The 25,781-nt window shown below is 69.3% G+C and carries 23 protein-coding genes and 1 pseudogene; 8 read left to right on the plus strand and 16 right to left on the minus strand.

Going from position 1 to position 25,781, the window contains the following annotated elements:
• Positions 1-1,470 (plus strand): acetyl-CoA hydrolase/transferase C-terminal domain-containing protein (locus OQF71_RS07270; RefSeq protein WP_280586785.1); only part of this gene is annotated, 1,470 nt, incomplete at its 5' end.
• A 36-nt stretch (positions 1,471-1,506) separates the two neighbouring features.
• On the opposite strand, the gene OQF71_RS07275 is transcribed toward OQF71_RS07270, so the two are convergent.
• The 8 genes from OQF71_RS07275 to OQF71_RS07310 all read right to left on the minus strand — a co-directional run bounded on the left by OQF71_RS07275 (position 1,507) and on the right by OQF71_RS07310 (position 9,052).
• A complete protein-coding gene (locus OQF71_RS07275) occupies positions 1,507-1,740 on the minus strand; it encodes a hypothetical protein (RefSeq protein ID WP_280586786.1) in 234 nt (77 codons plus the stop codon).
• Entirely contained in the window at positions 1,737-3,728 is a 1,992-nt protein-coding gene (locus OQF71_RS07280) for a TRAP transporter fused permease subunit (protein WP_280586787.1), read from the minus strand. Before OQF71_RS07280 ends, OQF71_RS07275 begins: the two co-directional genes overlap by 4 nt.
• Before the next feature lie 155 nt (positions 3,729-3,883).
• Positions 3,884-5,026 (minus strand): TAXI family TRAP transporter solute-binding subunit, encoded by a 1,143-nt coding sequence (locus tag OQF71_RS07285; RefSeq protein ID WP_280586789.1) that lies wholly within the window; start codon positions 5,024-5,026, stop codon positions 3,884-3,886.
• A gap of 111 nt (positions 5,027-5,137) precedes the next feature.
• Positions 5,138-5,566: a universal stress protein gene (locus OQF71_RS07290; RefSeq protein WP_280586791.1), complete on the minus strand. Its 429-nt coding sequence runs from the start codon at positions 5,564-5,566 to the stop codon at positions 5,138-5,140.
• 85 nt (positions 5,567-5,651) lie between these two features.
• Positions 5,652-6,473 carry a fumarylacetoacetate hydrolase family protein gene (locus OQF71_RS07295; protein WP_280586792.1) on the minus strand — a complete coding sequence of 274 codons (822 nt, stop codon included), beginning with the start codon at positions 6,471-6,473 and terminating at the stop codon, positions 5,652-5,654.
• A gap of 43 nt (positions 6,474-6,516) precedes the next feature.
• Positions 6,517-6,864 carry a cupin domain-containing protein gene (locus tag OQF71_RS07300; protein ID WP_280586793.1) on the minus strand — a complete coding sequence of 116 codons (348 nt, stop codon included), beginning with the start codon at positions 6,862-6,864 and terminating at the stop codon, positions 6,517-6,519.
• Positions 6,861-7,649, minus strand: a complete 789-nt coding sequence (locus OQF71_RS07305) for an SDR family oxidoreductase (protein ID WP_280586794.1) — start codon at positions 7,647-7,649, stop codon at positions 6,861-6,863. Before OQF71_RS07305 ends, OQF71_RS07300 begins: the two co-directional genes overlap by 4 nt.
• 80 nt (positions 7,650-7,729) lie before the next feature.
• Positions 7,730-9,052, minus strand: coding sequence for a DUF362 domain-containing protein (locus OQF71_RS07310; RefSeq protein ID WP_280586795.1), 1,323 nt, complete (start codon positions 9,050-9,052; stop codon positions 7,730-7,732).
• Positions 9,053-9,170: 118 nt separating this feature from the next.
• Here OQF71_RS07310 and OQF71_RS07315 point away from each other — a divergent pair, with 118 nt between their 5' ends.
• From OQF71_RS07315 to OQF71_RS07325, 3 genes are all read left to right on the plus strand, one after another.
• Positions 9,171-10,280: a mandelate racemase/muconate lactonizing enzyme family protein gene (locus tag OQF71_RS07315; protein WP_280586796.1), complete on the plus strand. Its 1,110-nt coding sequence runs from the start codon at positions 9,171-9,173 to the stop codon at positions 10,278-10,280.
• A 35-nt stretch (positions 10,281-10,315) separates the two neighbouring features.
• Positions 10,316-11,533 (plus strand): mandelate racemase/muconate lactonizing enzyme family protein, encoded by a 1,218-nt coding sequence (locus OQF71_RS07320; protein WP_280586797.1) that lies wholly within the window; start codon positions 10,316-10,318, stop codon positions 11,531-11,533.
• Positions 11,534-11,648: 115 nt separating this feature from the next.
• Positions 11,649-12,809 carry an acyl-CoA dehydrogenase family protein gene (locus tag OQF71_RS07325; RefSeq protein ID WP_280586798.1) on the plus strand — a complete coding sequence of 387 codons (1,161 nt, stop codon included), beginning with the start codon at positions 11,649-11,651 and terminating at the stop codon, positions 12,807-12,809.
• A 33-nt stretch (positions 12,810-12,842) separates the two neighbouring features.
• Here OQF71_RS07325 and OQF71_RS07330 read toward each other — a convergent pair whose 3' ends face one another.
• Complete coding sequence (locus OQF71_RS07330; protein WP_280586799.1) at positions 12,843-13,802, minus strand: D-2-hydroxyacid dehydrogenase; 960 nt, start codon at positions 13,800-13,802, stop codon at positions 12,843-12,845.
• A 101-nt stretch (positions 13,803-13,903) separates the two neighbouring features.
• Positions 13,904-15,166: an MFS transporter gene (locus OQF71_RS07335; protein ID WP_280586800.1), complete on the minus strand. Its 1,263-nt coding sequence runs from the start codon at positions 15,164-15,166 to the stop codon at positions 13,904-13,906.
• Between the two features lie 94 nt (positions 15,167-15,260).
• On the opposite strand from OQF71_RS07335, the pseudogene OQF71_RS07340 reads away from it, so the two are divergent.
• Positions 15,261-15,581 (plus strand): annotated as a pseudogene (locus tag OQF71_RS07340) (transposase); the annotation flags it as partial.
• A 117-nt stretch (positions 15,582-15,698) separates the two neighbouring features.
• On the opposite strand, the gene htpX reads toward OQF71_RS07340, so the two are convergent.
• Complete coding sequence (gene htpX / locus OQF71_RS07345; protein ID WP_280586801.1) at positions 15,699-16,571, minus strand: zinc metalloprotease HtpX; 873 nt, start codon at positions 16,569-16,571, stop codon at positions 15,699-15,701.
• A 106-nt stretch (positions 16,572-16,677) separates the two neighbouring features.
• On the opposite strand from htpX, the gene OQF71_RS07350 reads away from it, so the two are divergent.
• Positions 16,678-17,616: an NAD(P)-dependent oxidoreductase gene (locus OQF71_RS07350; RefSeq protein ID WP_280586802.1), complete on the plus strand. Its 939-nt coding sequence runs from the start codon at positions 16,678-16,680 to the stop codon at positions 17,614-17,616.
• Between the two features lie 356 nt (positions 17,617-17,972).
• Positions 17,973-18,725, plus strand: coding sequence for a topoisomerase DNA-binding C4 zinc finger domain-containing protein (locus tag OQF71_RS07355; RefSeq protein WP_280586803.1), 753 nt, complete (start codon positions 17,973-17,975; stop codon positions 18,723-18,725).
• 30 nt (positions 18,726-18,755) lie between these two features.
• Here the strand turns inward: OQF71_RS07355 and OQF71_RS07360 are convergent, their stop codons facing one another.
• The 3 genes from OQF71_RS07360 to panB form a co-directional block, all read right to left on the minus strand.
• Positions 18,756-19,742 (minus strand): tyrosine--tRNA ligase, encoded by a 987-nt coding sequence (locus OQF71_RS07360; RefSeq protein ID WP_280586804.1) that lies wholly within the window; start codon positions 19,740-19,742, stop codon positions 18,756-18,758.
• A gap of 92 nt (positions 19,743-19,834) precedes the next feature.
• Complete coding sequence (locus OQF71_RS07365; protein ID WP_280586805.1) at positions 19,835-21,892, minus strand: DUF460 domain-containing protein; 2,058 nt, start codon at positions 21,890-21,892, stop codon at positions 19,835-19,837.
• 422 nt (positions 21,893-22,314) lie between these two features.
• A complete protein-coding gene (gene panB, locus OQF71_RS07370; protein ID WP_280586806.1) occupies positions 22,315-23,121 on the minus strand; it encodes a 3-methyl-2-oxobutanoate hydroxymethyltransferase in 807 nt (268 codons plus the stop codon).
• Between the two features lie 138 nt (positions 23,122-23,259).
• Here panB and OQF71_RS07375 point away from each other — a divergent pair, with 138 nt between their 5' ends.
• Positions 23,260-23,691 (plus strand): DUF5822 domain-containing protein, encoded by a 432-nt coding sequence (locus OQF71_RS07375; RefSeq protein WP_280586807.1) that lies wholly within the window; start codon positions 23,260-23,262, stop codon positions 23,689-23,691.
• A 91-nt stretch (positions 23,692-23,782) separates the two neighbouring features.
• Here the strand turns inward: OQF71_RS07375 and OQF71_RS07380 are convergent, their stop codons facing one another.
• Together OQF71_RS07380 and OQF71_RS07385 are read right to left on the minus strand one after the other, a co-directional pair.
• The gene (locus OQF71_RS07380) at positions 23,783-24,397 is read right to left on the minus strand and encodes an HAD-IA family hydrolase (RefSeq protein ID WP_280586809.1); all 615 of its coding nucleotides are present in this window, start codon (positions 24,395-24,397) and stop codon (positions 23,783-23,785) included.
• Positions 24,394-25,578: an acyl-CoA dehydrogenase family protein gene (locus tag OQF71_RS07385; protein WP_280586810.1), complete on the minus strand. Its 1,185-nt coding sequence runs from the start codon at positions 25,576-25,578 to the stop codon at positions 24,394-24,396. The genes OQF71_RS07380 and OQF71_RS07385 overlap by 4 nt, the downstream gene beginning before the upstream one ends.
• Between the last annotated feature and the right edge of the window lie 203 nt (positions 25,579-25,781).

The following is a 25,781-nucleotide window of genomic DNA, read 5'->3' on the forward strand; positions in this document are numbered from 1 at the left end:
CGCCCCGCCCCCGCCCGGCGGCCGGCCGCGCGCCGGCCCCACGGCGACGTACCGACCGTCGACGCGGAGGCGGCGGCCGCCGCGATCGACGCGGACGCGACGGTGCTCACGAGCGGATTCGGCAGCGTCGGCTACCCGAAGGCGATCCCGCTCGCGCTGGCGTCGTCGCCCCGTGACCTGTCGCTCACGCTGGTCGCCAGCGGGAACGTCGGCGACGAGATCGACACCGAGCTCGTCGGCTCCGGCCAAGTCGAGCGCCGCTTCTCCTACCAGTCGTCGCGGGTCGCCCGCGAGAAGACCGACGCCCGCGAGATCGCCTTCAGCGACCGCAACGCCTCCTCGATCGGCGACGAGGTCCAGTACGGCGGGCTCGTCGACCCCGACGTTGCCGTCGTCGAAGCGGTCGCGGTCGGCGAGGACTGGTTCGTCCCCTCCACGTCGCTCGGCCAGGTGCCCGCGTTCGTCGAGGCCGCCGACGCGCTGTACGTCGAGTTGAACCGCCACCAGCCGATCGAACTGCAGGCGCTTCACGACGTGTACCGCCCGAACGCGCCGCCGGACCGCGAGCCGGTCCCGCTCTCTTCGCCCGGCGAACGCATCGGGACCGCACACGTCGGCTTCGCCCCCGAGAAGCTCGCCGGCGTCGTCGAGACGGAGATTCCCGACTCGACGTACACCTTCCGCGACCCGACAGACGACGACCTCGCGATCGCCGCCAACCTCGGCTCGTTCCTCCGCGAGGAGCTGGAGCGCTCGCCCGTCTTCGACGACGCGGTCCACCTCCAGTTCGGCGTCGGCTCGCTCGGAAACGCCCTGATGGGCGAGCTGCAGGCGCTCGACTTCGGCGACCGCGAGGTGCACTACTTCGGCGAGCTCATCCAAGACGGGCTCTTCGACATGCTCGACGCCGGGGGTTTGGCGTCCGCGAGCGCGACGTCGCTCGCGCTCACCGACGAGGGGCAGGCGCGCCTCTTCGACGACGTCGAGCGCTACGCCGAGGACGTGGTGCTCCGGCCGGCCGACGTCTCCAATCACCCGGGGCTCATCGACCAGTTCGGGGTGATCGGGGTGAACAGCGCCATCGAGTTCGACCTCTACGGCAACGTCAACTCCACCCACGTCCGCGGCGAGCGCATGATAAACGGCGTCGGCGGCTCCGCCGACTTCAACCGGAACTCCCTGATCACGGTGTGTGCGCTCCCTTCGACGCTCGACGACGGCGCGGTCTCGCGGGTCGTCCCGCAGACGTTCCACGTCGACCACACCGAACACGACATCGACGTCTTCGTCACCGAACAGGGCGTCGCCGACGTGCGGGGACTGTCGCCGGTCGAGCGCGCCGATCTGATCGTCGAGCGCTGCGCGCACCCCGACTTCGCGCCGGAGCTGCGCTCGTACCTCGACGACGTCCGCGAGCGCGAGTATCACATTCCGCAGGACGTCGAACGCGCCGCGGAGTGGTTCGAATAAAATACCGGTCCGACGGCGGCTACGTCGTTCGCGACCTCACAGCAGTTCGAGGAAGATGAGCAGCCACCAGACGTAGCCGCCGGCGAGTACGAGCGCGGTGAGCAGTTCGAGAGCGCCGACGTACGTCTCGCCGTGGGTCTGGCGGAACGCCTGCACCTTCTCGACCTGATTCCACACCGGCATCAGCGGCTCTGGAATGATCTCGCCGAGGCCGCCGGCCTGCTGTGCGGACTGCTCGGCGACCGCCTCGGGGGAGCCGTCGTCGCTCATTGGCTCGCCCCCCTGCCGAACGGCAGCTTGAGACCGCGGATCATCACCTTCTCGGCGACGAAGACGGCGGCGAAGACGGCGATCCCGGCGATCTTCGCGGTGTTGCTCGGGTACGCCATGATCAGGACGCCGAGCGTCGCGAGCAGGGCTCGCGTGCCGATCTTCCGCCCGGGGCGCATCTTGAACGGGTAGTTCAGTCCGTAGATGATCGTCACCGCGCCGAACAGCACGAGCAGTCCGACGTACAGCGTGTTGAGTCCGGGGTCCATCGAGATCAGGTCGGGGTTGTAGACGAACGCGACCGGGAGGACGAACAGCGGCGCCGCGATCCGGATCGCGGCCCCGCAGGTCCGCCAGAAGTTCGCCTCCGCGATCCCCGCCGCGATCACCGCCGCGGTCGCCACCGGCGGCGTGATCCCCGCGAGGATGGCCGCGTAGAACATCGTGTAGTGGGCCGTGATTGGCGCGACGTTGAAGTCGGAGACGAAGGTCGGCACGATGAGGATGGCCACGATGACGTACGCGGCGACCGTCGGCATGCCGACGCCCATCAGGATGGCGACGCCCATCCCGAGCAGCACCGCGAACAGCAGCACGCCGCCGGAGATGTTGATGAGCAGCAGCGCGATCTTCGCCGGGATACCGGTCGTGCTGAACAGGTTCACGACGCCGCTGATGACGACCAAGATGATCGCGATCGGCGCCAGGATGATGGCGCCGCGGCGGATCCCGTGGACGGTGTTTTTCACCTGCGTGACGAACTCGGAGGCCGGCCCGACGCCGCTGCTGTCCACGATCCGCTGGAGCGGCGGCATGAGCACTCCCGTGAGCATCATCGCGACCACCGTGTACAGCGCGGAGGTCATCACCGTGTACTGAACGATCCCGAGCAGGTAGATGAGTATCGCGAACGGGACGCCGAAGCGGAGCGCCTCGAACACCTTCTTCTCGGTCGAGAGCTCGTCGTCGAAGAACTCGGAGAACTCCATCTCCTGGCTGCTGGCGTCGGAGATGGCGAGGTAGTGGACCGCGATCGAGATAGACACGACCAAGATTGCGGCCGGCACGAGCCCGGCGACGACGATGTCGAGGTACGGGACGCCGAGGTACGACGCCATCACGAACGCGGAGGCCCCCATCACGGGCGGGAGCACCTGTCCGGACGTGGAGGCGACCGCCTCGATGCCGGCGGCGCGGTGGCCCGCCATCCCGGCCTCCTGCATCGTCGGAATGGTGAACGAGCCCGTCATCGCCGCGTTGGCGGTGTACGAGCCGTTGATCGAACCGATGACCGCCGAGGAAAGCACGGCGGTCTGAGCGATCCCCGACTCGATGTACTTCGCGGCCACGATGGCGACCCGCAGGATGAGGTCGAACGCGCCGTACGCGAACAGCAGCCCGGCGTACAGCAGGAACGGCGCGATCCACGAGGCCGTGATCTGCGTGAGGCTCCCGTAGAAGCCGTACAGGTCGGTGACCGTCGCCTGTAGCAGCGTCGCCTGATTCATCCCCGCGTGCCCCAACACGCCCGGGACGAGGTTGCCGTACATCGCGTACCCGAACACGGCGAAGATGAGCCCGAGGAACACGTTCCCGAACTCGCGCCACGTGAGGTACATCAGCGAGATGATCACGAGGCGAGCGAGCATGTACTCGTGGTCGAGCGCGTACCCCTGCCGCTGGAGGTACACGTCTTGGAAGTTGACCGCGAAGAACGCCGACGCGGTCATCAGCGCCAGCGACGCGGGGATCAACACGGCGCCGTCGATCCAGTCGCCGTCCCCGATGGCGAGCCGCGTCTCGTTGAGCGCGTACACGGTCAGGATTCCGCCGACGAACGCGGTGGCGTACCGCACCTGCGAGATCGCTTGGGTCTGGGCCCAGTAGAGCACCCCGGCCCAGAACAGCAGCGCCGCCGCCGTGACCGTGACGTCGAGTCCCCGCAGCAGCCCGGATTCGGGTTCCGTCGAGGCCGTTTCCGTGCTCATTGGCGCCAGCGTCCGTTAGAGAGGATGTTCGTCTGCCCGGGCGTGGTTGATCGTGTCATAATTGGTGTCTGGAATGTCGGTTACGTGTTCGGTGATTTCAAATTACTGGTCGGGACGCCCCGAAGAGCGGGGAGGAAAGTCGGTTTACCGGCCGATCAGGCGCTGTCGCCTTCGGTCAGACTGTCGTCCCACGCGTCCTTGTCCTTGTAGTACTGCACGGCGCCGCGGTGGACCGGGATGTTCTCGCGGGCCGACCCGAGCATGTCCGCGGTGGATCCGAAGTCGTTGAACTGCTCTTCGCCCTCGTTGACCGTGTCGTTGTGCTCGTCGACGACGCGGCACAGCTCGTAGACGGCGTCCGGGTTCGCCTCGGGGTTGAACGTGTAGTTCACTTCGAGGTTCCAGTGGAACACCTCGTCGGTACCGATGTCGGCGTCCGCGATGGGCCACTCGTCGTAGCTGGTGGTGCCGGACCCGGCACCCGGGTACGACTCGGCGGACTCGCGGAGCGCGTCCGTCGGCTCGACGTAGTGGATGTCGATGCGGGAGGCGATCTCCTGAACGAACCCGGTGTACCGCACACCGGGCGTCCCGTACGCGATGCAGGCGTCGATGTTGCCCTCCTCCATCGCGCCGGGCGCGGAGTCGACGCCCATGTTCTGGATGTTCATCTGGTCGTAGATGTCGGCCGTCGGCTCCTGCGACCAGACGTCGAGCGTCGTCGCGCGCGTCGAGTACCCCGGCTCGGCGGGGTAGACGTTCGCGCCGGCGAGGTCGTCGAACGTCTCGATCCCCGTGCCGTCGCGGGCGATGATATAGATGCTGTACGGGAACGCGTAGAAGCCGTACTGCGGGATGCGCTCGACGCCCTGCTCCTCGAACGCGCCGGTGCCGTCGATCGCCTTCGACAGCGAGTTGTTGTCCGTGATCCCGGCGTTGAACTGGTTGTTCGCCATCCGGCGGATCGTCCCGATGTAGCCCGGGCTCTCGATCGTCGAGTAGCTCAGGGAGTCGCTCTCCTGGCTCACCGCGCGCTCGACCGCGAGACCGACGTCTTGGGTCCCGCCGGCCGACGTCCCCACGCGCAGCGAGAGGTCTTGGCTTCCGCCGTCGGAGCCGTCGGAGCCGTCGGAGCCGTCGGAGCCGTCGGAGCCGTCCGAGCCGTCCGAGCCATCGGAGCCATCGGAGCCGTCCGAGCCGTCTCCACCGTCGCCACCGCTACACCCGGCGAGTCCGGTGATTCCTACAGCGCCGGTGCCGTACAGGAACTTGCGTCGATTGATCGAGTTGTCTACCATGCTCAACCGTGATATTTCGGTCTACGGATAACAATGTATCTGTTTGTTTCAGTTTTAACGGGGAGAATACTCCTCGTCGTGACGCCCGTCGAACACGTAGCAAGCGCCGCCTCACTCGTCGAGGATCACCGTCACCGGGCGGTCGGCCGCGAGCAGCACCGACTGGGTCGTGCTCCCGAACAGCATCTTCCCGGTCGGGCTCCGGCGACGCCCGCTCATGGTGATGCCGTCGACGTCGAGCTCCGCGGCGACCTCGATGATCGTCTCGGCGGGGTCCCCGTGTTCGCGTCGCCGCGTCGTCTCGACCCCGGCCTCCGCCAGCCGGTCCTCGACGATGTCGACGCTCTCGGGGTAGTTCTCCTCGTTCCACACGTCCTCGGAGTCGACGCGGCCCCCCTCGCCGCTGACCTCGAACCCCTCGTAGACGTTGAGTATCACCGCCTCGACTTCGTCGGCGGCGTTCGGCAGCGACGCGACGGCGTCGGCCGCGGCCAGGACGTGCTCGGAGTCCCCGCCGACGGGAAGCAGTACGCGGTACATGTCGGCACCTAACCCAGCAGCGGGTAATAAAGCTGCCTGCCGGCGTCGTCGAACTGCGGTCGACCGGGGTCGGAAACGCGCTCTCTTAGCGCGTCACCGGCGCGTCGACGGTCCCGATCGACTCGACGACCGCGCGCACCTCGTCGCCGGGGTCGATGGGCGCCGCGCCGGGCGTTCCGGTGCTGAACAGGTCGCCCGGCTCCAGCGTCATCACGTCGGAGTGGAACGCGACGATCTCCGCCGGGGGGAACAGCATGTTTCGGATCTCGTTTTCGGCTCGCACCTCGCCGTTGACCTCGGTCCGCACCGAGAGGCCCTCGAGGTCGAGCGGACCCTCCGGCACCGCGAGCGCGGCGCCGGGGACGAGGAACGTGTCGTAGCTCTTCGCCCGCGTGAGGAAGCGGGGATTCCGCTGGAGCACGTCCTCGGCGGTCATGTCGATCACGGGGAGGAACCCAGCGATCACGTCGTCCACGTCGGCCTCGTCGACGTTCCGGCACGTCCGACCCATCACGACGGCCAGCTCCGCCTCGGCGGTCACTCGCTCGCTCTGCGACTCCGGCGGCAGCCGGATCGGACCGCCGGGCCCCGTCAGGACCGACGACGGCTTCATGAAGCTCGCCGGCTCCGTCGGGCGCTTCTCGTCGAGGTCGCCGGCGTGCTCCTCGTAGTTCAGGCCGATCCCCCACAGCTTCCCGAACGACGCCAAGGGCGCGCCGAACGACACGTCGTCCGCCGGGACGGGGTCGGCGGTCGCGTCACCGACGTCGCCGAGCGTCCCCGCGGCCGCCCGCGGGAGCGCCTCGCGGACGCTCCCTAGGTCGGGTTCGACGGCGCCGAGGGGGACGTACCCCTCCTCGTCGCCGAGCAGGGGGTCGCCGGTCGCCGTGCGTGCGAGGTACTTCATCGCGCGTTCGCCCCCGTCATCGCGCGTCCGCTCCGTTCATCGCTCACTCCTCGCGGTCCGTCCAGAAGTCGAACGAGCGCCCGGGCGCGAACACGTCGAGCCCGACGGCGCGCTCGTCGCCGGTGTTCTCCACTCTGTGAGCCTCGTTCGACTCCAAGAGCACGGAGTCGTTCTTCTGGAGGGTGACAGAGTCGTCCTCGGTGGCGACCGTGAGCTCGCCCTGTAAGCAGAGACACACCTGTTCGTTCTCGTGGTCGTGCATCGGCGAGCTGTGGCCCGGCGGCTTCTCGAACCACTCGAAGGAGAACCGGTCGCTGCCCGCCATCGACACGCGCCGCCAGCCCTCCTCGGGCTCGTACGTCTCGGCCTCGTCGAACGCGACCGGCTTCACAGGTTCGCTCCGGTCGAGCCGCCGTCGATCGGGAGCGCGGTGCCGTTGATGTATCCCGACTTCGGCGACGAGAGGAACGCGACCGTGTTGCCGAGCTCCATCGGGTCGCCGATGCGTTCCAGCGGGTTCCCCGCCCAGTCGTCGAGCCCCTCCTCGTAGGAGTCGTAGTCGCCGCGCTCCACGGCGGCCTCGACGAGGTCGCGGATCCGGCTCGTCTCGTGGGGGCCCGGCAGGACGGCGTTCGCGCGTACCTCCGGCGCGAACTCCTTGGAGAGCGTCTTCTCTAACCCGATGACGCCCATTCGGACGGAGTTCGACAACACGAGGCTGTCGATGGCCTCCTTCACGCTCCGGGAGGTGATGTTGACGATGGTGCCGCCGTCGCCCTCCGTGAGGTGGGGATACGACTCCCGCGCCAGCCGGACGACGCTCATCACGAGCAGGTCGTAGGCGTGCTGCCAGTCCTCGTCGTCCGTGTCGAGGAAGGAGCCCGACGGCGGACCGCCGGCGCTCGTCACGAGGTGGTCGATCGTGCCGAACTCGTCGACGGTCGTCTCCACGAGCGCCGCGACCTCGTCGGCGTCGGTCAGGTCGGCGGGCTGTGCGACGACCTCGCCGGTCGCGACCGCCTCGACCTCCTCTTTCGCGGCCGCCAGCCGCTCCTCGTCGCGGCCGTTGATGACGACGTTCGCGCCCTCTCGGGCCAGCGCCTTCGCCGATGCCTTACCGAGTCCGCTGGACGACGCCGTGACGAGGGCGGCGTTCCCGTCGATCTGTAGGTCCATGTCTCACCCATCCCCAGTGCGGCGTGAAAACGTTTCCCTACAGGCAAGGGGACGGGAGCCGGCCGTTCGCCCGTCGATCGTCAGTTCGCCCCGTCGTCGAACTCCGCCGTCCCGTCGTCGAAGCCGACCGTCTCGCGGCCCACCACTCTCGCCGCCTCGGGGAGGTCGTCGACGGCGGCGTCGGAGACGCGGAGCTCCCCGAGGTCCTGCGTGTTCCGGACCCAGACGATCCGGACGGTGTCTGGGTCGTACCCTCCCAGTGCCGCCAGCGCGGTGCGGAGCGCGAACTCGTCGTCGGGCGCCACCACGGGGAGCTTCGACTTCGCGAGCGACCCGCTGGTGAGCGCGTTCGCGTACGTCTTCTTCAAATCGAGCTCGTCGACCGCGCTCTGCCGAGTGAGGTCGGCGAGCCCGATCCCGTTGCCGTTCCCCTTCGTCGACTCCGTGAGCCCCCGCACGTAGATGAGGTCGACGTCGGGGGTCTCCGGGTCGGGCGCGTTGAGGACGCGGTAGCGGCCGATGACGTTCGTGTCCATCCCGGCGCCCGATATCTCCTTGCCGATCTCGTCGACGACGAGCAGATCGATGTCGTCGACCGGAAGCGTCGGCATCTCGTCGTAGGCACGCTCTAACAGCTCGGGTTCGCGGTCGAGGAACGACCCCGCGGGGACGGCCTCTAGGTGACCGATCTCCTCTCCGAAGTTCTCGACGAGCGCGATCCCGCCGACCAGCGGCGTCTCGCGCTCGATGACGTCGAGGGCGGCCGTCAGCGTCTCGACGTACCCCTCGGCGATCGCCGTCGAGTGGAACGACTTCGCGCCGCGCTGCTTGCCGAGCCCGACGACGGTCATCTTCGCGAGCCCGCTCTCGATCGGCCCGGTGAAGTTGGTGTGGGCCTTCACGCGGTTTATCACGAGGACGGCGTCGGCCGCGAGCGCCGCCTTCGAGAAGTACACCGGGAGGTCGGCGTCGCCGACGGAGACCGTCGCCAGCTCCTCGGCCGCCATGCGCGCGTCGATCGGGGCGCCGACGGTCTCCTCGGTGATCCCGAGCGCTTCGAGCACCTCGCGCTGTCCCTCGGCTGTCGCGCCGCCGTGACTGCCCATCGCGGGCACTACCAGGGGGTCGAGGCCGCGCTCGGCGACCCGGTCGACGACCGCCGCCGCGACCTCATCGATGCGGTCGATCCCGCGGCTCCCGACTCCCACGGCCACGGTCGCGCCCGCGGCGAGATCGTCGAGGCCGTCAGGGCCGCCGTCGTCGAGCGCGTCGACGGCCTCGCGCGCCGCCCCGACGGGGTCGTCGAGGCGGTCCGTCCGCGGCTCGTACCGCACCCGCGCGAACTCCGGGAGCGGCTGCGGGTCGATGAGCCCGTCGACGTCGGATCGGTCGGGGAACTCCATGTGGGGTCCCTCGCGGCGCCGGTACAAAAGCTGCGGGTGGCGGATCGATCGGACGGCGGCCCGAGAGAGGCTTGCCGATACAGCCGTCTACTTGTACCCGTGTGACACCGCTGCACGCATGCAGATAACCGAAGTCGAGTCGTTCCCGATCAAGCTGCCGCTGGAGTCGCCCGTCTCCTTCTCCAACCGGACGCTCACGTACCGGGACCACGCGATCACGTACGTGCGGACGGACACGGGTCACGAGGGGGTCGGCTACTCGCTGGGGTACGAGGGCGCCGGCCTCATCGCCGACGCGGTCGAGTCGCTGCTCGAACCGATACTCGTCGGCGAGGACCCCCGCGACACCGAGCGCCTGTGGCACGAGATGTACGAGGGGAACGTCCAGATCGGTCGGACCGGCCTCTTCTTGCGCGCCATCTCGACGGTCGACATCGCGCTCTGGGACGTGAAGGCGAAGGCGGCCGACATGCCGCTCCACAAGCTGCTCGGCGGGCACTCCGAGTCGGTGCCGTCGTACGCCAGCGGCGGCTACTACCGCGACGACAAGGGCCACGAGGCGCTCCGCGGCGAGATGCGGCGCTACCTCGACGAGGGCCACGACGTCGTGAAGATGAAGGTCGGGCGCCTGTCGGCCGCGGAGGAGGCCGAGCGCGTCGCCGCCGTTCGCGACGAGATCGGCGACGACCGCACCCTCCTCCTCGATGCCAACGGCGTCTGGTCGTCCAGCACGGAGGCGCTCCGCAACTGCCGGGCGTTCGAGCCGTACGACCCGTACTTCATCGAGGAGCCCGTGATGATCGACCGCGTCGACACGATGGCCGAGGTGAACGACGGGATCGACTACCCCGTCGCCACCGGCGAGTTAGAGGGAACGCGACACAACTTCGCCCGGCTCGCCGACACGGGCGCGGCGACGATCCTCCAGCCCGACGTCACCGTCTGTGGCGGGGTGACGGAGTGGCTGAAGATCGCGAACCACGCCTCGGCGTACGACATCCCCATCGCCCCCCACTACAACTGGAACATCCACGCCTCCCTGCTCGGCGCCATCGAGAACGGCCTCTGGGTGGAGTACTTCTACCGAGACATGGACGTGAAGGCGTTCGACGACGTCGTCGCCGACCCCGTGAAACCCGGGGACGACGGCAGTATCGATCTCCCGGATCGCCCCGGCCACGGCGTCCCGCTCGACAAGGACGCGCTCGCGAAGTTCGCTGACGACTAACCCTTATAAATACACACCAATCCACAGCACCACACATGAGAGATTACTCAGATCAGATCGACACCCGAGACCCGGACCGAGACGTGCAGATAACCGGTCTCGACGCCTGCGTCGTCGAGGGGAACTTCGAGTGGAACCTGATCAAAGTCGAGACCGACGCCGGCGTCACCGGCATCGGCGAGGCGTACCGGGGCGGCGGCGTCCCGGAGCTCGTCGAGTACACGAACCGATTCCTCGTCGGCGAGAACCCGCTCGACGTCGAGCGACTCGTCCGCTATATCTTCCAGGAGATGTCGGGCCACGGCGGCACGACCGGCAAGGTCGTCACCGCGGCCTCGGGGATCGAGATCGCGCTCCTCGACGCCGCCGGGAAGATCCTCGGACTCCCCGTCTACCAGCTGCTCGGCTCGAAGTACCGCGACGAGGTCCGGCTCTACTGCGACTGCCACGCCGGCGAGGCGTACGCGGTGGAGGACGGCGCGACCGACTACGCCGAGGCCGAGGCGTACACGCCCGCGGCGTACGCCGCCGAGGCCGCCCGCGTCACCGACATGGGCTTTTCCGCGCTGAAGTTCGACCTCGACCTCCCGGCCGACAACGAGAACGACCCGTACAACGGGCGCCTGACGAACGCGGCGATCCGGGAGAAGCGCGAGATCGTCGCGGCCGTGCGCGAGGAGATCGGCTACGACGTCGACCTCGCGTTCGACTGCCACTGGGACTACTCCGTCGAGAGCGCGAAGCGGCTCGCCCACGAGCTGGAGGAGTTCGACCTGATGTGGCTGGAGGACCTTATCCCGCCGGAGAACATGGACGCCCAAAAGGAGGTGACGAAGGCGACGCGGACGCCGGTCGCGACCGGCGAGAACCGCTTCCGCGTGTTCGAGCTGTCGGACCTCATCTACGAGCACGGCGTCGACATCGTCACGCCCGACCCGGCGACGGTCGGCGGCCTCACGGAGACGATGCGGATCGCCGACCGCGCCGAGGAGAACTACATGCCGGTGTCCCCGCACAACGTCTGTAGCCCGGTGGGAACGATGGCGTGCGTCCACCTCGGCGCGGCCACGCCCAACTTCGACCTGCTGGAGTACCACGCGCTGGAGGTCGACTGGTGGGACGACCTGCTGGCGCGCGACGAGCCCCTGATCGAGGACGGGCGCATCGCGGTGCCGGAGACCCCGGGACTCGGGATCGAACTCGACACCGACGTCGTCGAGGAGCACCTTCTCGACGGGACGACCGGGTTCTGAGGCGGGGACGCGGCTCCGCGTCGATGCCCGGTTTCGGGGCCGGCCGCGCCGCCGAATTTCGACCGCTCGGCCGTCGAGCGTACACTTATTTATCCGTGGGATCGCTACTGATCGTATGCTCGATTACTTCGACATGGAGTCGACCCTGTCCGAGGAGGAGCGCCTGCTCGTCGACTCCGCCCGGTCGTTCATCGACGGCGAAGTCGACGACATGGGCGAACACTGGATCGACGGCACGTTCCCGACGGAGCTCATCCCGAAGATGGGCGAGATGGGATTCTACGCGCCGAACCTCGACGGGTACGGTCTGCCCGGCGTCAGCGAGACGGCGTACGGCCTGCTGATGCGCGAGCTTGAGGCGTGCGACTCCGGGCTCCGCTCGATGGCGAGCGTGCAGGGCGCGCTGGTGATGTACCCGATCCACGCGTTCGGCAGCGACGCGCAGAAGGAGGAGTGGCTGCCGAAGCTCGGCACCGGCGAGGCGGTCGGCTGCTTCGGGCTCACCGAGCCGGAGCACGGGTCGAACCCCTCTGCGATGGAGACGCGCGCCGAGGCCGACGGTGACGGCTACGTCTTGAACGGCTCCAAGACGTGGATCACGAACTCCCCCATCGCCGACGTCGCCGTCGTCTGGGCGAAAGACCACACCGAGGACGGCACCCCCGTCCGCGGGTTCCTCGTCGAGACCGACCGCGACGGCGTCACCACCAACAAGATCGACGAGAAGCTCAGCCTGCGCGCGTCGATCACGGGCGAGATCAGCTTACAGGACGTCCGCGTTCCCTCCGAGAACCGCCTCCCCGACGTCGAGGGGATGAAGGGGCCGCTGTCGTGTCTGACCCAGGCTCGCTACGGTATCGCGTGGGGCGCGATCGGCGCCGCGCGGGACTGCTTCGAGGTCGCCCGGAAGTACGCCACAGACCGCGAGCAGTTCGGCAAGCCGATCGGCGGTTTCCAGATGCAACAGCGGAAGCTCGCGGAGATGGCGACGCAGATCACGCTCGCGCAGCTGCTCGCCCACCGGCTCGCGGACCTCAAGGAGGCGGGCGAGATGCGGCCGCAGCACGTCTCGATGGCCAAACGCAACAACGTCCGCACCGCCCGCGACCAGTCGCGGATCGCCCGCGAGATGCTCGGCGGCAACGGGATCACGGCCGACTACTCCCCGATGCGCCACATGGCGAACATGGAGACCGTCTACACCTACGAGGGTACCCACGACATCCACACGCTGATCCTCGGCGAGGACCTCACCGGGCTGCAGGCGTACCAGTAGCTCGGCTCTCTCCCCTCCTCCGACATCGCCTTTTCAGGCGACCTGACTCCGCAGCCCCTCGTACTCGCCGGTCTCGGCGACCCGTTCGAGGTTCTCGACGAGGACGTCGGCGCGCCGGTCCCAGTACTTCGTCGTGTGGCCCGCGACGTGGGGCGTCAGGAAGACGTTCTCGAACCCCCACAGGTCGTGGTCGCTCGGGAGCGGCTCGGGGTCCGTGACGTCGAGCGCGGCGCCGTGGAGCGCGTTCGACCGGAGCGCGTCCACCAGCGCGGGCGTGTCGATGACGCCGCCGCGCGCGACGTTGACGACGATCGCGTCGGTCGGCAGCGCGTCGAGTTCGGCCTCGCCGATCAGCCCTTCGGTCGTCTCCGTCAGGGGGCACGCGAGGACGAGCACGTCCGTTCCCGGTAGGGCGTCCGGGAGGTCGTCGTAGCCGATCACGTCGTCGGTCGGGCCGCCCTTCGCGACGGTGTGGCGGACCCCGATCGCGTCGACATCGAACCCCGCGAACCGCTCGACGACCGTCTCGCCGATAGAGCCGAGTCCGACGACCGTGACGGTGCTGCCGGCGAGCTCGGTGAACGACTGGAAGCGGCGCCACTCTCGACGTCGCTGGCGACGGCGCCCCTCGTCGAGCCGCCGCGCGAACGTCAGTACCCAGCCGAGCACGTGCTCGGCGATGTTCGGGCCGTGGACGCCGGAGGCGTTCGTCACCGCGACGCCGCGCTCGGCGAGCGCCTCCAGCGGGAGGTGGTCGACGCCGGCGGCGTTACACGCGAACAGCCGCAGGTTCTCCGCGGCTTCGACCTCCTCGGCGTCGATGCCCTTCCCGGCCACGACCGTCGCCTCCCGCAGGTAGCGCTCGTGCTCGTCGGGCGTCGCCGCGAGGCGAACCTCGCGGTCGGGGAGGCGTCGGCCGAGTAGCGCCGCGTAGTCGGCCGCCGGGATACCGTGCGCGTCGTGGTCGAGCACCGCGACGTCGATGGTGGACATGGTCCACGCGTCGCGGTCGGTCGACAAAGTTCTCGTGGTGTCGGTCGTCGTCGTCGCGCGGCCGCGGTCGGAGGGTCGACGGGCGGGATTCCCTCCGAGCGCTACCCCCCCATCCGGATCGGCGGCGACGCGCTCATCAGGAGGAGGCAGACGATCCCGACGCCCGCGCCGAGGATCCCGGTGCCGACGCCGACCGCGCGAACCGCCGTCTCGAATCCGAGCGGGCGGGTCGCGACCGCGACGGCGACTCCCATGACCACCGGGGTCGCCGTCGCCGCCGCGCGCCCGCTCCCCTCGCCGAGGCTGACGAGTCCGCCGCGCAGGTCCGCGGGCGGGAGCGTCGTGATGACGCTCCGGTAGATCGAGAGCACGAGGCCGAACCCGATCCCCATGAACACGACGCCGACGGCGGCGACCGCGAGCGACGGGGCGAGGAACGCTACCGCGAGGCCGGCGCCAATCGACAGGTTCGTGGCCACGAGCGGGTAGAGCCGGTCGTCGAAGACGTCTGCGACCCGGCCGGCCTGCGTCGCCGCGAGGGCGTACGTGAGGCTCGCGATCGCCGCGAGAACTCCCGCCTCCGCCGGGGTGTAGCCGAGCACGTCGACGACGAGGATCGAGTTGTACGTGAGGAAGCCGAACCACGCGACGTTCGCGCTCCCCCGCGCGACGACCATGGCCCACGCCCGGCGATGCGCGACGAGCGCGCGCATGTCGCCGAGCTGTTCTCGGACCCCCGCACCCGATCCCGCCTCCGACCCCTCGTCGGAAACCTCGTCGAGCGGCTCCTCGAAGTAGACGTAGACGATCGCGGCGATCGGGAACGCGACGGCGTACAGCAGGAACGGGTACTGCCACGCCATTCCGACGAGCACCCCCGCGGCCAGCGGGAACGCCGTCTGCGAGAGCCCCGAGCCGGTAAATCGGAGGCCCTGTGCGGTGGCCTCCTTCGTCCCCGCGTACAGGTCGCCGAGGCTGGTGATGATGATCGGCGTGAGCGCGGCGAAGCCGATTCCCTGGAGCGCGCGCAGGGCGAGCGCCGCGGCGAAGGTGGAGACGAACGCGATGGCGGTGCCGGTGAGCCCGAACCAGAGCAGCCCGAAGATCAGCACCGGTCGCCGCCCGTACCGGTCCGAGACGACGCCCGCGATCGGAATGACGACGATCGACGGTGCGGTGAACGCCGACATCATGAGCCCGATGTTCGCCGTCGACGCGCCCAGCGGCTCGACGAGCGAGCCGAGCACCGGCGAGAGGAGCGCGGTGCCGAGCGGCGGGAGCACGTTGATGAGCAGGAGTAGCTGGAAGGGTCGCTCCCGGACGATCCCCGAGTCGGCTCCCGCGATCGACGAGGGCGATACCACGCCTGTCCGCAGGCGACTGCCCGAATTAAAGCTATCTGAATCAAGGACAGAGTTCCGATCTTTGGGCGGGCGTAAATCTAACACTCCACGTCACAATCGACTGGCGTGTACTGCTGAGGAATACGGTATGTCGGTCGAGGTACGGTCTGAGGCGTGGACGAGTCAGGAGTGTCCGAACTGCGGTTCGACGGAGGACACGACGCGCCACCGCGACACGCTGACGTGTCCGTGTGGCTTCGAGGGGCACGCTGACCTCACAGCGTCGGAGACGTTCCTTCGGCGGCAGACGACGGTAACACGGTCGATGGCACGGCCTGTATGCCTCAAGTGGGACGATCATCGTTGGTCAGAGTCACCACGCTCAGTTCCCAACGAGGAGCATACGAACCCGCAAGTTGCCTCCGTGGGTCGGTAACCGATACCCCCAGCGCGAGGAAACCTCGCTGTTTACCGCGAGGAGGATGTCATGCGTTGTGGCAGTCCGTCACGAATCGGTGCGGTCGCGCGTCGACCGGCGAGAGACCGGACCCGATCAGACCGTCTCCATCTCTCGTTCGAGCTCGCGGAGCCGCTCGATGCGGCTCTCGGTCGGCGGGTGCGTCGAGGCGATCTTGCCGACGAACCCCGACTTGATCGGGATGATGAAGAAGGCGTTCATCTCCGCCTCCTCGCGCAGGTCCTCCTCCGGTACGCGGTCCATCCGCCCGTCGATCGTCATCAGCGCGGACGCGAGCGCGCCGGGCTTGCCCGTGATCAGCGCGGCGCCGCGGTCGGCGGAGTACTCGCGGTACCGCGAGAGCGCCCGGATCAGCAGGAACGAGACGATCCAGACGAGGATCGACACGACGATCGCGACGATGACGGGTGCGCCTTGGCGGTTGTCACCGCTGAACAGCCACCCCCACCGCACGATGAAGAACGCGATAGTCGAGAGGAACGAGGCGATGGTCATCACCATCACGTCGCGGTTCTTCACGTGCGCGAGCTCGTGGGCGAGCACGCCGTCGAGCTCGTCCTCGTCGAGCGACCGGAGCAGCCCGGTCGTCACCGCGACGGTCGCGTTCTTCTTGTTTCGGCCGGTCGCGAACGCGTTCGGAACCTGCGTGTCGGCGACGGCCACTGCCGGCTTCGGCAGGTCGGCCTGCTGGCTCAGGCGCTCGATCCGTCGGTGAAGGTCCGGGTACTCGTCGGGGCTCACCTCGCGGGCACCCATGCTCCGCAGCGCGAGCTTGTCGCTGAAGAAGTACTGCGCGAACGAGAACGCGCCGAACATCGCGAGCGTGAAGAGGATCCCGACGTTGAACACCTCGATCAGGACGCCGATGAACACGACGTAGAGGGCGAAGAGCAGCAACATCGTGAACCCCATCCGTCCACGGAGTCCCCAGTCTGTCTTCCATTCCATACCCGCGAATTACCGCTCGGTGCGTTAAAGCCTGCCGGAGCGGCGAACGGCCAGAGTCGCCCGACTGCGACGGTGCGCTTTTCCCCCGCCACGGCGACCTGAACGCATGGAGAGAGTCCTCGTCACCGGCGGCCGCGGCGCCTCCGGGCGCTGGGTCGTCGACCGGCTTGCGGGCGACTACGAGGTCGTCGTCGTCGACTACGATCACCCGGGTCTCGACGTCGATCCGGCCCCGGGCGTCTCGTTCCGCGCGGCCGACCTCGCCGACCGCGGCGAGGCGCTCGACGTCGTCCACGGGGTCGACCCCGACGCCGTCGTCCACTGGGCGGCGATCCCGGTTGCGGGCACCCACCCCGACGGGCGCGTGTTCGAGACGAACGTCAACGCCGCGAAGAACGTCCTCGACGCCGCCGGCCGCGCGGACGCCCGGATCGTGCAGGCGTCGAGCGACGGCGCGTACGGCTTCTTCTTCGCCGAGCCGACTCCCCTGCCGGACGAGCTCCCGATCACCGAGGAGCACCCGCTCCGGCCGGAGGACCCGTACGGGCTCTCGAAGGTGACCGCCGAGGCGACCGCGGGGGCGGTCGCGCGCCGCGAGGACGTCCCCGCCGTGTCGGTCCGCCCCTCGTGGATCCAGTACCCCGGCGCGTACGCCTGCCGGAGCGACGAGTACGTCGACGATCTGGCTGCCGGTGCCGGCAACTTCTGGTCGTACGTCGACGCCCGCGACGTCGCCGACCTCGTCGCCGTCGCCCTCGCGGGGACGGCGGGGACCGATCCGGTCGTGCCCCCCGGCACCCACGAGGCCGTCAACTGCGTCGCGGCCGACAACGCGCTCGGTCGCCCCCTGCTCGACCTCCTGCGCGAGTCGTACGGGGCGGTCCCTGACGACTGCACGGTCGACCCGAGCGCAGTCGCCGAGGGAGACGACCGAGGGGCTTACGCGGTCGAGAAGGCGAAGCGGCTGTTCGGATGGGAACCGAGCCGGTCGTGGCGCGAGGCGGCAGACGAGGACGTCGCGGAGCCAAGGCTGTTCGAGGGCTAGATCGCGAGGGGGGCTCGTCGTTCGCGAGGGGGGCTCGTTGTGTATCTTACTGCGGTGGCGCGCGCCTCCGAGCGCCCTGCGGGCGCGAGGTGCGCGTGCGAGGGACGCCGCGAGCGGAGCGAGCGGCGAGGTTGGGGAGGTGTGAGGTGCTGTGCGGTTACGGTCGGGTGGGGCTTTGAAGCTGTTCCCCGCCGATCCGTTACCACCCATTTATTAGCGCTCGACCGGAACGCCGAAAATATCCACCGCGCCGGCAACGGGGCACACGCGATCTCGATCGCTGACGATGGCCGCTCTACATTCCGGATGAACCCTCGCTCCGACCGCTTAACACCCATACCGCGGCCACCCGGCGTATGCCAGAACGACTCCGCGTGTTCGCCGGCGACTGTCGAGTGACCGAACGCGGCGACCGCTCCCGAACCCACCGGGGGCGGGTCGTCGTCCTCATAAAACCCGACGATACCACCCTCGTCCACGACGCCGACGGCTACCAGCCGGTCGCGTGGCTCACCCGCCCCGACTCGGTCGTCGTCGAGGGCGACGGCGACGGCTTCTCCGTCACCGCTCGCGACGGCACCCGGCGCCTCCGCGTCGTCGCCGAGGAGGCGACCGCCGGCCGCGCGCTGCCGGTCACGGAGGCCGGAATCCCGGTCGGTACCTGCCCGGAAGACGGGGGGCCGCTCGTGCGCTCGCGGGGCGACGTGGTCTGTCTCGACTGCGAGGAGCGGTGGGGCCTTCCCGCGGGCGCGAGCGTCACCGACGGGACCTGTGACGACTGCGGACTCCCGAAGGTGCGAATCGAGCGCGGCGAGCCGTTCCACCTCTGCCTCGACCCCGCGTGCGACCCGATGGAGGACGCCGTCAGCGACCGGTTCGACCGCGCTTGGGAGTGTCCCGACTGTGACGGCGAACTCCTCGTGAAGTCCGCGCCGGGCCGCGTCTACCTCGGCTGCGGGCGCTCCCCCGACTGCGAGACGACGTTCTCGATCCCTTCGGGGGTCGTCGTCGACGAGTGCGACTGCGGTCTCCCGGTCTTCGAGACGGCGACCGGCCGCGACTGCCTCGACGGGACCTGCGAGTACACGGGACACGCCGCGGGCGAGTGAGAATAGCGCGCTGAGACCGACGGAAGCCGCCTACTCCGCGAGCTGCTCGCGCCCCGGCGCGATGAGCCGGTCGAGGTACTCCGACAGCGCGCCCTTCGCGTCGGCGGGGTGGAGCTCGCCGGACTCGATATCGGCCTCCAGCGTGCCGTACGCGTCATACGTTAAGTCGCCGCCGTACTCCGCCGGCCGCTCGACGCGGACCGTCTCGAACCGCGGGAAGACGTGGTACTCGAACACCTGCAGAACGGGGTTCTCCCGCGACTCGCCGTCGTCGGTCGGTTCGGGGTCGGCGGTCGGCGGACAGTAGGCGTCGTTCACCTTCGACTCGATGTCGTCGCGGGAGTCCTCCATCGAGATGGTGACGCCCTCGCTAGAGGACATCTTCCCGCGCCCGGTGCCGAGGTCGGCGATGAGCGGCGTGTGGAGGCTCGTCGGCGGCTCGCGGTCGATGCTCGGGAGCACGTCGCGCGCGAGCATGTGGACCTTGCGTTGCTCCATCCCGCCGACCGCCAGATCGACGCCGAGGTACGGGATGTCGAGCGCCTGCATCAGGGGGTACACCGCCTGCGACACCTTCACGGAGTCGCCGGAGGTGATCTCGGCCATCGCGCGCTCGGCCCGCGCGAGCGTCGTCTCCAGTTCGAGGGCGTGCAGATCGAGCGTGTAGTCGTCGTCGAGCTGGAAGTCGGAGCCGAGCACGAACTGCGTGTTCGACTCGTCGAGTCCGTACGCGATGAACTGGTCGCGCATGCGCTCCGCGGTGTGGCGGATATCCTCGAACGACCCCTTGTCGTTGAGGTAGGCGTGTACGTCGGCGAGCAGCACCGTCACCTCGAACCCGGCCTCTTGGAGGTCGATGAGCTTGTTCGCGGTGAGCATGTGTCCGATGTGGAGGACGCCCGAGGGCTCGTAGCCGACGTACGCCCGCTTTCCGTCGGGGTCGTCGGCCAGCGCCTCGATCTCCTCCTCGGTGACCACCTCGGCCGCGTTCCGGGTGATCCGCTCGTAGGCGTCCATACACTCGACTGTGCGGTTGTCGGTCATATGACTTCTGGATGCGTGCGGACGGGTGGCGAGGGGAGAGCGTCTCGGTGGAGCCGCCGTTGGCCCTACTCTTCGGTCTCCGGTAACGTCCGCCCCGCCCGGTGCTCCGAGATGATCTGATCGAGGTGCTCCTGTTTCTCCGCCTTCCGCCGCCGTTCGGCCCGACGCTCCCAGTCGTCGAGGGCGACCTCCAGTTCCTCTTCGCTCGCGACCGCCAGTTCGTCGACCTCGCGCACGGGGACCGCGCTGGCCGGGACGACCGGCACGTCGTGGTCGAAGAGGACCTGATCGGCGACGTCCGAGAGGTTCCCGTCGCGGATCACCGCCCGCGGGTCCGTCTCGGCCAGACGCTCGGCGGTCCGGCGGCCGGCCCCGGATGCGTCCCGGAGGTAGACCACGTCGCCGGCGACCAGCCCGTACGCCTCGTCGGCGGCCGCCAGCGCGTCGAGCGTGAACTGCTCGACGACTTTCACGCTGGCGAGCCCCTGCTCTGCGGCCACGTTGTCGAAGTTGGAGTGGTCGAGCCGCCACAGTTCTTTGAGCGTCTCCACTTTCCCCTCCAGCTCCGCGACTGCCTCTCGCGCCTCGTCGCGCTCGCGCTCCAGCCGGTCCGTCTCGCGTTCGAGCCGGGAGACTGCCCGCCGGGAGCGTGCCTCGATGCGCTCTTCCCGTTTCGCCTCCTCTAACTCTCCTTCCAGTTCCGCGATCCGCTCGTCGCGCTCGGCGAGGTCGGTCTCCAGCGACTCCGCGTGCGACTCCAGCCGCTCGACGCGCTCGCGGAGCCGCCGGATCGTCTCCTCCTCCTCGGTGCGCTCGGGTTCGGTGGGGTCCGTCTCGCCCGCGTCGCCGTCGCCACTCCCGCCGTCGCCACCGGTTCCCTCGTCCTCGCTGAGGTCCGCGATGACGGACTCGACGGACCCGCCGCCGGCGACGACGCCCGCGATCACCGCCTCGCGGTCGAGGCGCGGCGGGGTCTTCGCCGCGATGCGCTCGAACTGGTCCTCGTGGTCGTCGTAGGCGTACAGCGCGGCCGCCAGCGCGTCGCGCTCGTGGTCGTTGTCGTAGCCCGCCTCCCGGGTCCGGTGGAGCTTCTCGTCGACGGGGAGGTCAGTGGTCGGGCGCCACCCGGCGGCGTCGAACGAGCGCCGGAACTTCTCGACGGTCTCCGGCATCGGCTCCACGTCGGCGGCGACGATGATCGGGCGACCCTGCTCGATGGTCCACTCGGTCACGTCCGCGGTGTCAGAGGTCCGCGAGGAGTACAGCGCGTGGACGGTGCCGTCGAGCCCGACGACCGCCGCGGCCGTGGTTGTCCCCGGGTCGATCCCGACGATCACCCGGTCGCGCCGCTTTACGAGCGGCTCGTACTCGATGCCGTCGCGGCGCTCGCGCTCGACTTCGACGCGCACGTCGCCGGCCCGCGAGTTCGACACCGGAATCTCCTCCGGGCGCGCCTCGACGGTGAACGTCGCGTTCGCGTAGCCGCCGTACTTTTCGGTCACGTCTCGCTCGAAGTCGAGGTTCGTCTCCTTGAGCTTCGACTGGACCTGTCGCGTCCGTTTCCGGACGTTCCCGTGAATCCGCCGGGTGTATCGGTCCTGGCTCCAACCGCCCTTCCCGGTCGAGCGCCCCCGGGACACCTTCACCCGCGTCTCGTCGGTGAACGCGGTGACCTCGTGGCCGACGTTGGCCGCGGCCAGCCGAGCGGACGCCTCCGCCTCCTTCATGGGCTTTTTCCCGTACGGGATCCCGTGGCGGGAGGCGACCCGCGAGAGCGGCTCCGGCCGCTCCGCGCCGGTCACCTGCACGAGCCGAGTGCCGTCGGGGAGCGACCGGAGAAAGCCGACGAGGTCGTTTTTGTCCGCCGCCAGTTCGTAGGCGTTGTCGGTGGCGACGTAGAGGGGTTCGCGGTCGTCGATCAGCCGGCAGAGCTTCCGAAACGACACCACGTCGCGGGTGATCCGCGCCATCGGACCGTCGGCGTCGGGCGCGTCCGGGTCGTCCTCGTCGACGGGGTCCAAGACGACGAGGGCGTAGGAGGGGTCGTCGCCGCGGACGTCGCCGCTGTGCACGTCGACGCCGAACACCGGCCGGTCGCGGGCGCGGATGGTCCGGGTTGTCACGGGTTCACGTAGGCCGCTCGCGCCTATATACCCCACGCCGGGTGTGACGGTTTCGGCGTGGGATCCGACTCGGTCGCTCTGTGGAACCCGACTCTTCGAACGTGAGGGCGCTCGAAACGGCAGGCCGATGCGATATTTAAGACGCGACGACTGCAGCGATAATAGCTTCTAAAAACCGATGCGGTGGCGCGTGCCCGTGAGCGGCCAGAATGAGCCGCGAGCGGCGCGTGCTCCGGTGACGAGGCTGGGGAGGTGTGAGGTGCGGTGGCGGTGCCGCGTGGGTGGAACTCGAAGGGGCAGTCGCGCTCGGCGAACCCCGGCGACGCAAGGACCGAGGACCACAGCGAGCTGTGGGAGCCGACCGCGGCTGGGGCCTTAGAGCTGTTCACCGCAGCGCCGGCGTTCGGTTATAAATATCCGACTCAGTACAGGTCCTCGAGCTCCGACTCGACGTGCGTGTGCTCGTCGGCCGGGAACTCGCCGGTCTCGACGGCCTCGCGGTACGACGCGACCGCGTCGAGCATCTCGCCGCGCACGTCGCCGAACTGCCGGGAGAACGGCGGCGACCACTCGCCGAGGCCGACCGCGTCGTTGACCACGAGCACCTGCCCGTCGCAGTCGGGGCCCGCGCCGATGCCGATCGTCGGGATGTCGAGCGCCTCGGTCACCGCTCCCGCGAGGTTCGCCGGGACGTGCTCCAGCACGAGCGCGAACGCGCCGGCCTCGGCGTGCGCCCCCGCGAGCTCGAGTATCTCCTCCGCGGCGTCCTGATCGGTCCCCTGTCGCGTGTACCCGCCCAGTCGATTGACGTGCTGGGGAGTCAGGCCGAGGTGCGCCATCACCGGGATTCCGACCTCGGTCATGCGCCGGGTCATCTCGACCGTGTGGGGGCCGCTCTCGATCTTCACCGCGTCGGCGTCGGCCTCCTTTAACAGTCGTCCGGCGTTGCGCACGGACTCGGCCGCTTCGACGCCGAACGAGAGGAACGGCATGTCGGCGACGACGAGGGCGTCGTCGGTCGCGCGAGCGACCGCCGCGGTCCGGCTCGCGACCTCGTCGAGCGTCACGGGGAGCGTGGAGTCGTAGCCCAAGGCGGTGTTGCCCATGCTGTCGCCGACGAGGACGACGTCGATACCGGCCTCGTCGACGACCGCCGCGGTGGGGGCATCGTACGCGGTCAGCATCGTGATCGGCGCCTCGCGGTCCCGGAGTCCCCGCGTCGTGGTCATACCCGGACTCACCCCCGCGACCGGTTAAAATCGCCGGGATCCGGAAGCGCGCGGTCAGGCCTCCGGCGGCGCCGCTGCCCGAGAGCGCGCCGCCCCGCGACCGCCATCGATTTGCCCCTCGGCGCCCGAGACGAGATCGTGCAACCTGTCGAGCGGGCCGAGTTCGAGGGGATCGACTACGGCTGGGTGATGCAGACGACGTTCGTGCTCACGATCCTTATCGGCGCGCCGGTCGTCGCGGTCCTCTCCGCGTTCGTCACCCTCGACTCGTGGGGCGCCCGCGCCGCCTTCGCGGTCCGCGTCGGCGCGCCGATCTGGTTTACCACCGCCGTCGCCGTCGCGCTCTACGCCCGCCGGACCGACGCCGGGGACGGGGGCGTCGAGAGCGCCGGGGCCGAGGAGGCCGGAGGAGACGCCCCCGACGACACCGAGAACGAGGGAACGAGAGAGGACGACCACGACGACATCGAGGGCGACGAGAACGACGACACCGGGAGCGAGGCTCCCGAGGCGACGACCGGACGGGAGGACGATCGCGCGTCACGGTCGACCGGGCCGTCAAAGGACTGACCCCTCGCCGTGGCTTCGGGTCCGTCGCCGCGGCTCCGAATCGCTCTCCCGCGATCTTCCTTTTAAACGACCGTGCGGCTCGGTTCGCCGGTCAGATCAGGTCCGCCACCCACGCGAACGCGACGCCAGCGCGCTCCGCCGCCGCCTCGTCGCGCGGCGAGTCGCCGACGAAGAGCGCGTCCTCGGGCGCCGCGCCGAGCCGATCGACCGCCGCGAGCAGCGACTCCGGCTCCGGCTTGTGTGACCCGACGGTGTCGCGCCCGACGATCGCGTCCGTGTCGAGCGCGTCGCCGAGGCCGTGGGCCTCGACGGCGATCCGGCACGCCTCCTCGCAGTTGAGCGAGCAGACGCCGGCCGGCGGCGTGCGCCCCCGATCGTCGGCCCCCTCGACCAGCCGCGCTCCGAGCGGGAGCAGCGTCGAGTCGCGCGCGCCGGCCCGCTCGTGGAGCGCGATCGCCCCTTCGACCGGATCGCCGATCCCGTACTCGTCGGCCGCCTCCAGCAGGCCCCAGAGCTCCTTGGTCGGCGGCTTGATCGCGTGCTTGGCGTACACGTCGAGCACGGACGACGCCACCGTCCCCCAGTCGACCGCGAGCTCGACGAGAGTCCCGTCGAGGTCGTAGACGACGGCGTCGTAGCCCGCGAGGCCGGGAACGGCGCCGTCGGCGCTCGAGGCGGCGCCGTCGGATCCGGTATCGCCCGTCATTTCCCCAACACCCCCCGCGCGATGATCGTCTTCTGAATCTCCGTGGTCCCCTCGTAGATCTCCGTGATCTTCGCGTCGCGGTAGAGCCGCTCGACGTCGAAGTCGGTCGTGTAGCCGTAGCCGCCGTGGATCTGGACGGCCTCGTTGGTCACCGACATCGCCGCCTCGCTGGCGCGGTACTTCGCCTTCGAGGCCGCGACGCGGTTGTCCTCGCCCGCCTCGGCCTGTCGGCACGCCTCGCGAACCAACAGGCGGGCCGCGGAGACGTCCGTCGCCATCTCCGCGAACTTGTGGCGGATCGTCTGGATCTCGGCGATCGGCTCGCCGAACTGCTCGCGCTCGGCGGCGTACGCCGTCGCCTCGTCGAGCGCGGCCCGCGCGACCCCGACCGCCTGCGCCGCGATCCCGATCCGGCCGCCGGTCAGGGTCCGGAACGCCGCCGAGAGCCCCTTCCCTTCCTGGGTGAGCCGGTTCTCGGCCGGAACCCGGCAGTCGCCGAAGCTGATCCCGGTCGTGTCGGAGGCGCGGAGACCGAGCTTCTCCTCCTTCTTCCCGACCTCGAATCCCTCGGCGTCTGCGGGTACGAGGAACTGGGTGATCGACCCCGTATCGTCGCCATCGGCGTTCTCGCCGTCCGGGTCGACCGCCTTCGCGAAGACGATCGCCACGCCGCCCCGCGTCCCGTTCGTGATCCACTGCTTCTCGCCGTTCAGGACGTACTCGTCGGTCTCGGGGTCGTACTCGGCCGTCGTCGACATCTCCGCCGGGTTCGACCCCGCGTGCGGCTCGGAGAGACAGAACATCCCGACCGGGCGCCCCGCGGCCGCCATCTCCGGGAGCCAGCGCTCGCGTTGGGCCTCGCTCCCGAACTCCGCGATACACGACGTGGCGAGGCAGTGGACGGACAGCGCGGTCGCGACCGCGAGGTGGCCGTACGCCAGCTCCTCGTTGACGACGGCGTACGTCGTCTCGCCGGCGTCGAAGCCGCCGTACGCCTCTGGGACCGTCAGTCCGGTCAGCCCGAGCTCCGCGAGCCCGTCCCAGGCGTCCTCCGGAAATGACTCGGCCTCGTCGGCCTCGCCGGCTCCGGGTCGGAGCTCCTCGACCGCGAACTCCCGGACGAGCTCCCGGATCGCCTCCTGTTCGTCGGTGAGCGACGAGCCGACGCGTGCGCCAGTCATGGATTCGGTTTCGATCTCACACGGAAAAAGGTGAGCGATCGGGTGAGCGATCGGGTGAGGGTTCCCTCCGATCTCCCCCTCCCGCCCCCCGCTACTCCCACAGCGGGTACAGCTCGTCTCGCGGCGGCTCCTCGATCCGGTCGCCGTCGAGGAGGGCGGTACCGGCGTCGAGAGCGTCGGGCCCCTCGGCGTCGTCGCGGCCG

Source organism: Halorubrum sp. Boch-26, from assembly GCF_029889805.1.
GTDB lineage: Archaea > Halobacteriota > Halobacteria > Halobacteriales > Haloferacaceae > Halorubrum.

Bases quoted from the DNA above. Each gene is read 5' to 3' on its own strand.
- OQF71_RS07275 (WP_280586786.1), bottom strand. From the start codon at position 1,740: ATGAGCGACGACGGCTCCCCCGAGGCGGTCGCCGAGCAGTCCGCACAG.
- OQF71_RS07280 (WP_280586787.1), bottom strand. From the start codon at position 3,728: ATGAGCACGGAAACGGCCTCGACGGAACCCGAATCCGGGCTGCTGCGG.
- OQF71_RS07285 (WP_280586789.1), bottom strand. From the start codon at position 5,026: ATGGTAGACAACTCGATCAATCGACGCAAGTTCCTGTACGGCACCGGC.
- OQF71_RS07290 (WP_280586791.1), bottom strand. From the start codon at position 5,566: ATGTACCGCGTACTGCTTCCCGTCGGCGGGGACTCCGAGCACGTCCTG.
- OQF71_RS07295 (WP_280586792.1), bottom strand. From the start codon at position 6,473: ATGAAGTACCTCGCACGCACGGCGACCGGCGACCCCCTGCTCGGCGAC.
- OQF71_RS07305 (WP_280586794.1), bottom strand. From the start codon at position 7,649: ATGGACCTACAGATCGACGGGAACGCCGCCCTCGTCACGGCGTCGTCC.
- OQF71_RS07310 (WP_280586795.1), bottom strand. From the start codon at position 9,052: ATGGAGTTCCCCGACCGATCCGACGTCGACGGGCTCATCGACCCGCAG.
- OQF71_RS07315 (WP_280586796.1), top strand. From the start codon at position 9,171: ATGCAGATAACCGAAGTCGAGTCGTTCCCGATCAAGCTGCCGCTGGAG.
- OQF71_RS07320 (WP_280586797.1), top strand. From the start codon at position 10,316: ATGAGAGATTACTCAGATCAGATCGACACCCGAGACCCGGACCGAGAC.
- OQF71_RS07325 (WP_280586798.1), top strand. From the start codon at position 11,649: ATGCTCGATTACTTCGACATGGAGTCGACCCTGTCCGAGGAGGAGCGC.
- OQF71_RS07330 (WP_280586799.1), bottom strand. From the start codon at position 13,802: ATGTCCACCATCGACGTCGCGGTGCTCGACCACGACGCGCACGGTATC.
- htpX (WP_280586801.1), bottom strand. From the start codon at position 16,571: ATGGAATGGAAGACAGACTGGGGACTCCGTGGACGGATGGGGTTCACG.
- OQF71_RS07350 (WP_280586802.1), top strand. From the start codon at position 16,678: ATGGAGAGAGTCCTCGTCACCGGCGGCCGCGGCGCCTCCGGGCGCTGG.
- OQF71_RS07355 (WP_280586803.1), top strand. From the start codon at position 17,973: ATGCCAGAACGACTCCGCGTGTTCGCCGGCGACTGTCGAGTGACCGAA.
- OQF71_RS07360 (WP_280586804.1), bottom strand. From the start codon at position 19,742: ATGGACGCCTACGAGCGGATCACCCGGAACGCGGCCGAGGTGGTCACC.
- panB (WP_280586806.1), bottom strand. From the start codon at position 23,121: ATGACCACGACGCGGGGACTCCGGGACCGCGAGGCGCCGATCACGATG.
- OQF71_RS07380 (WP_280586809.1), bottom strand. From the start codon at position 24,397: ATGACGGGCGATACCGGATCCGACGGCGCCGCCTCGAGCGCCGACGGC.
- OQF71_RS07385 (WP_280586810.1), bottom strand. From the start codon at position 25,578: ATGACTGGCGCACGCGTCGGCTCGTCGCTCACCGACGAACAGGAGGCG.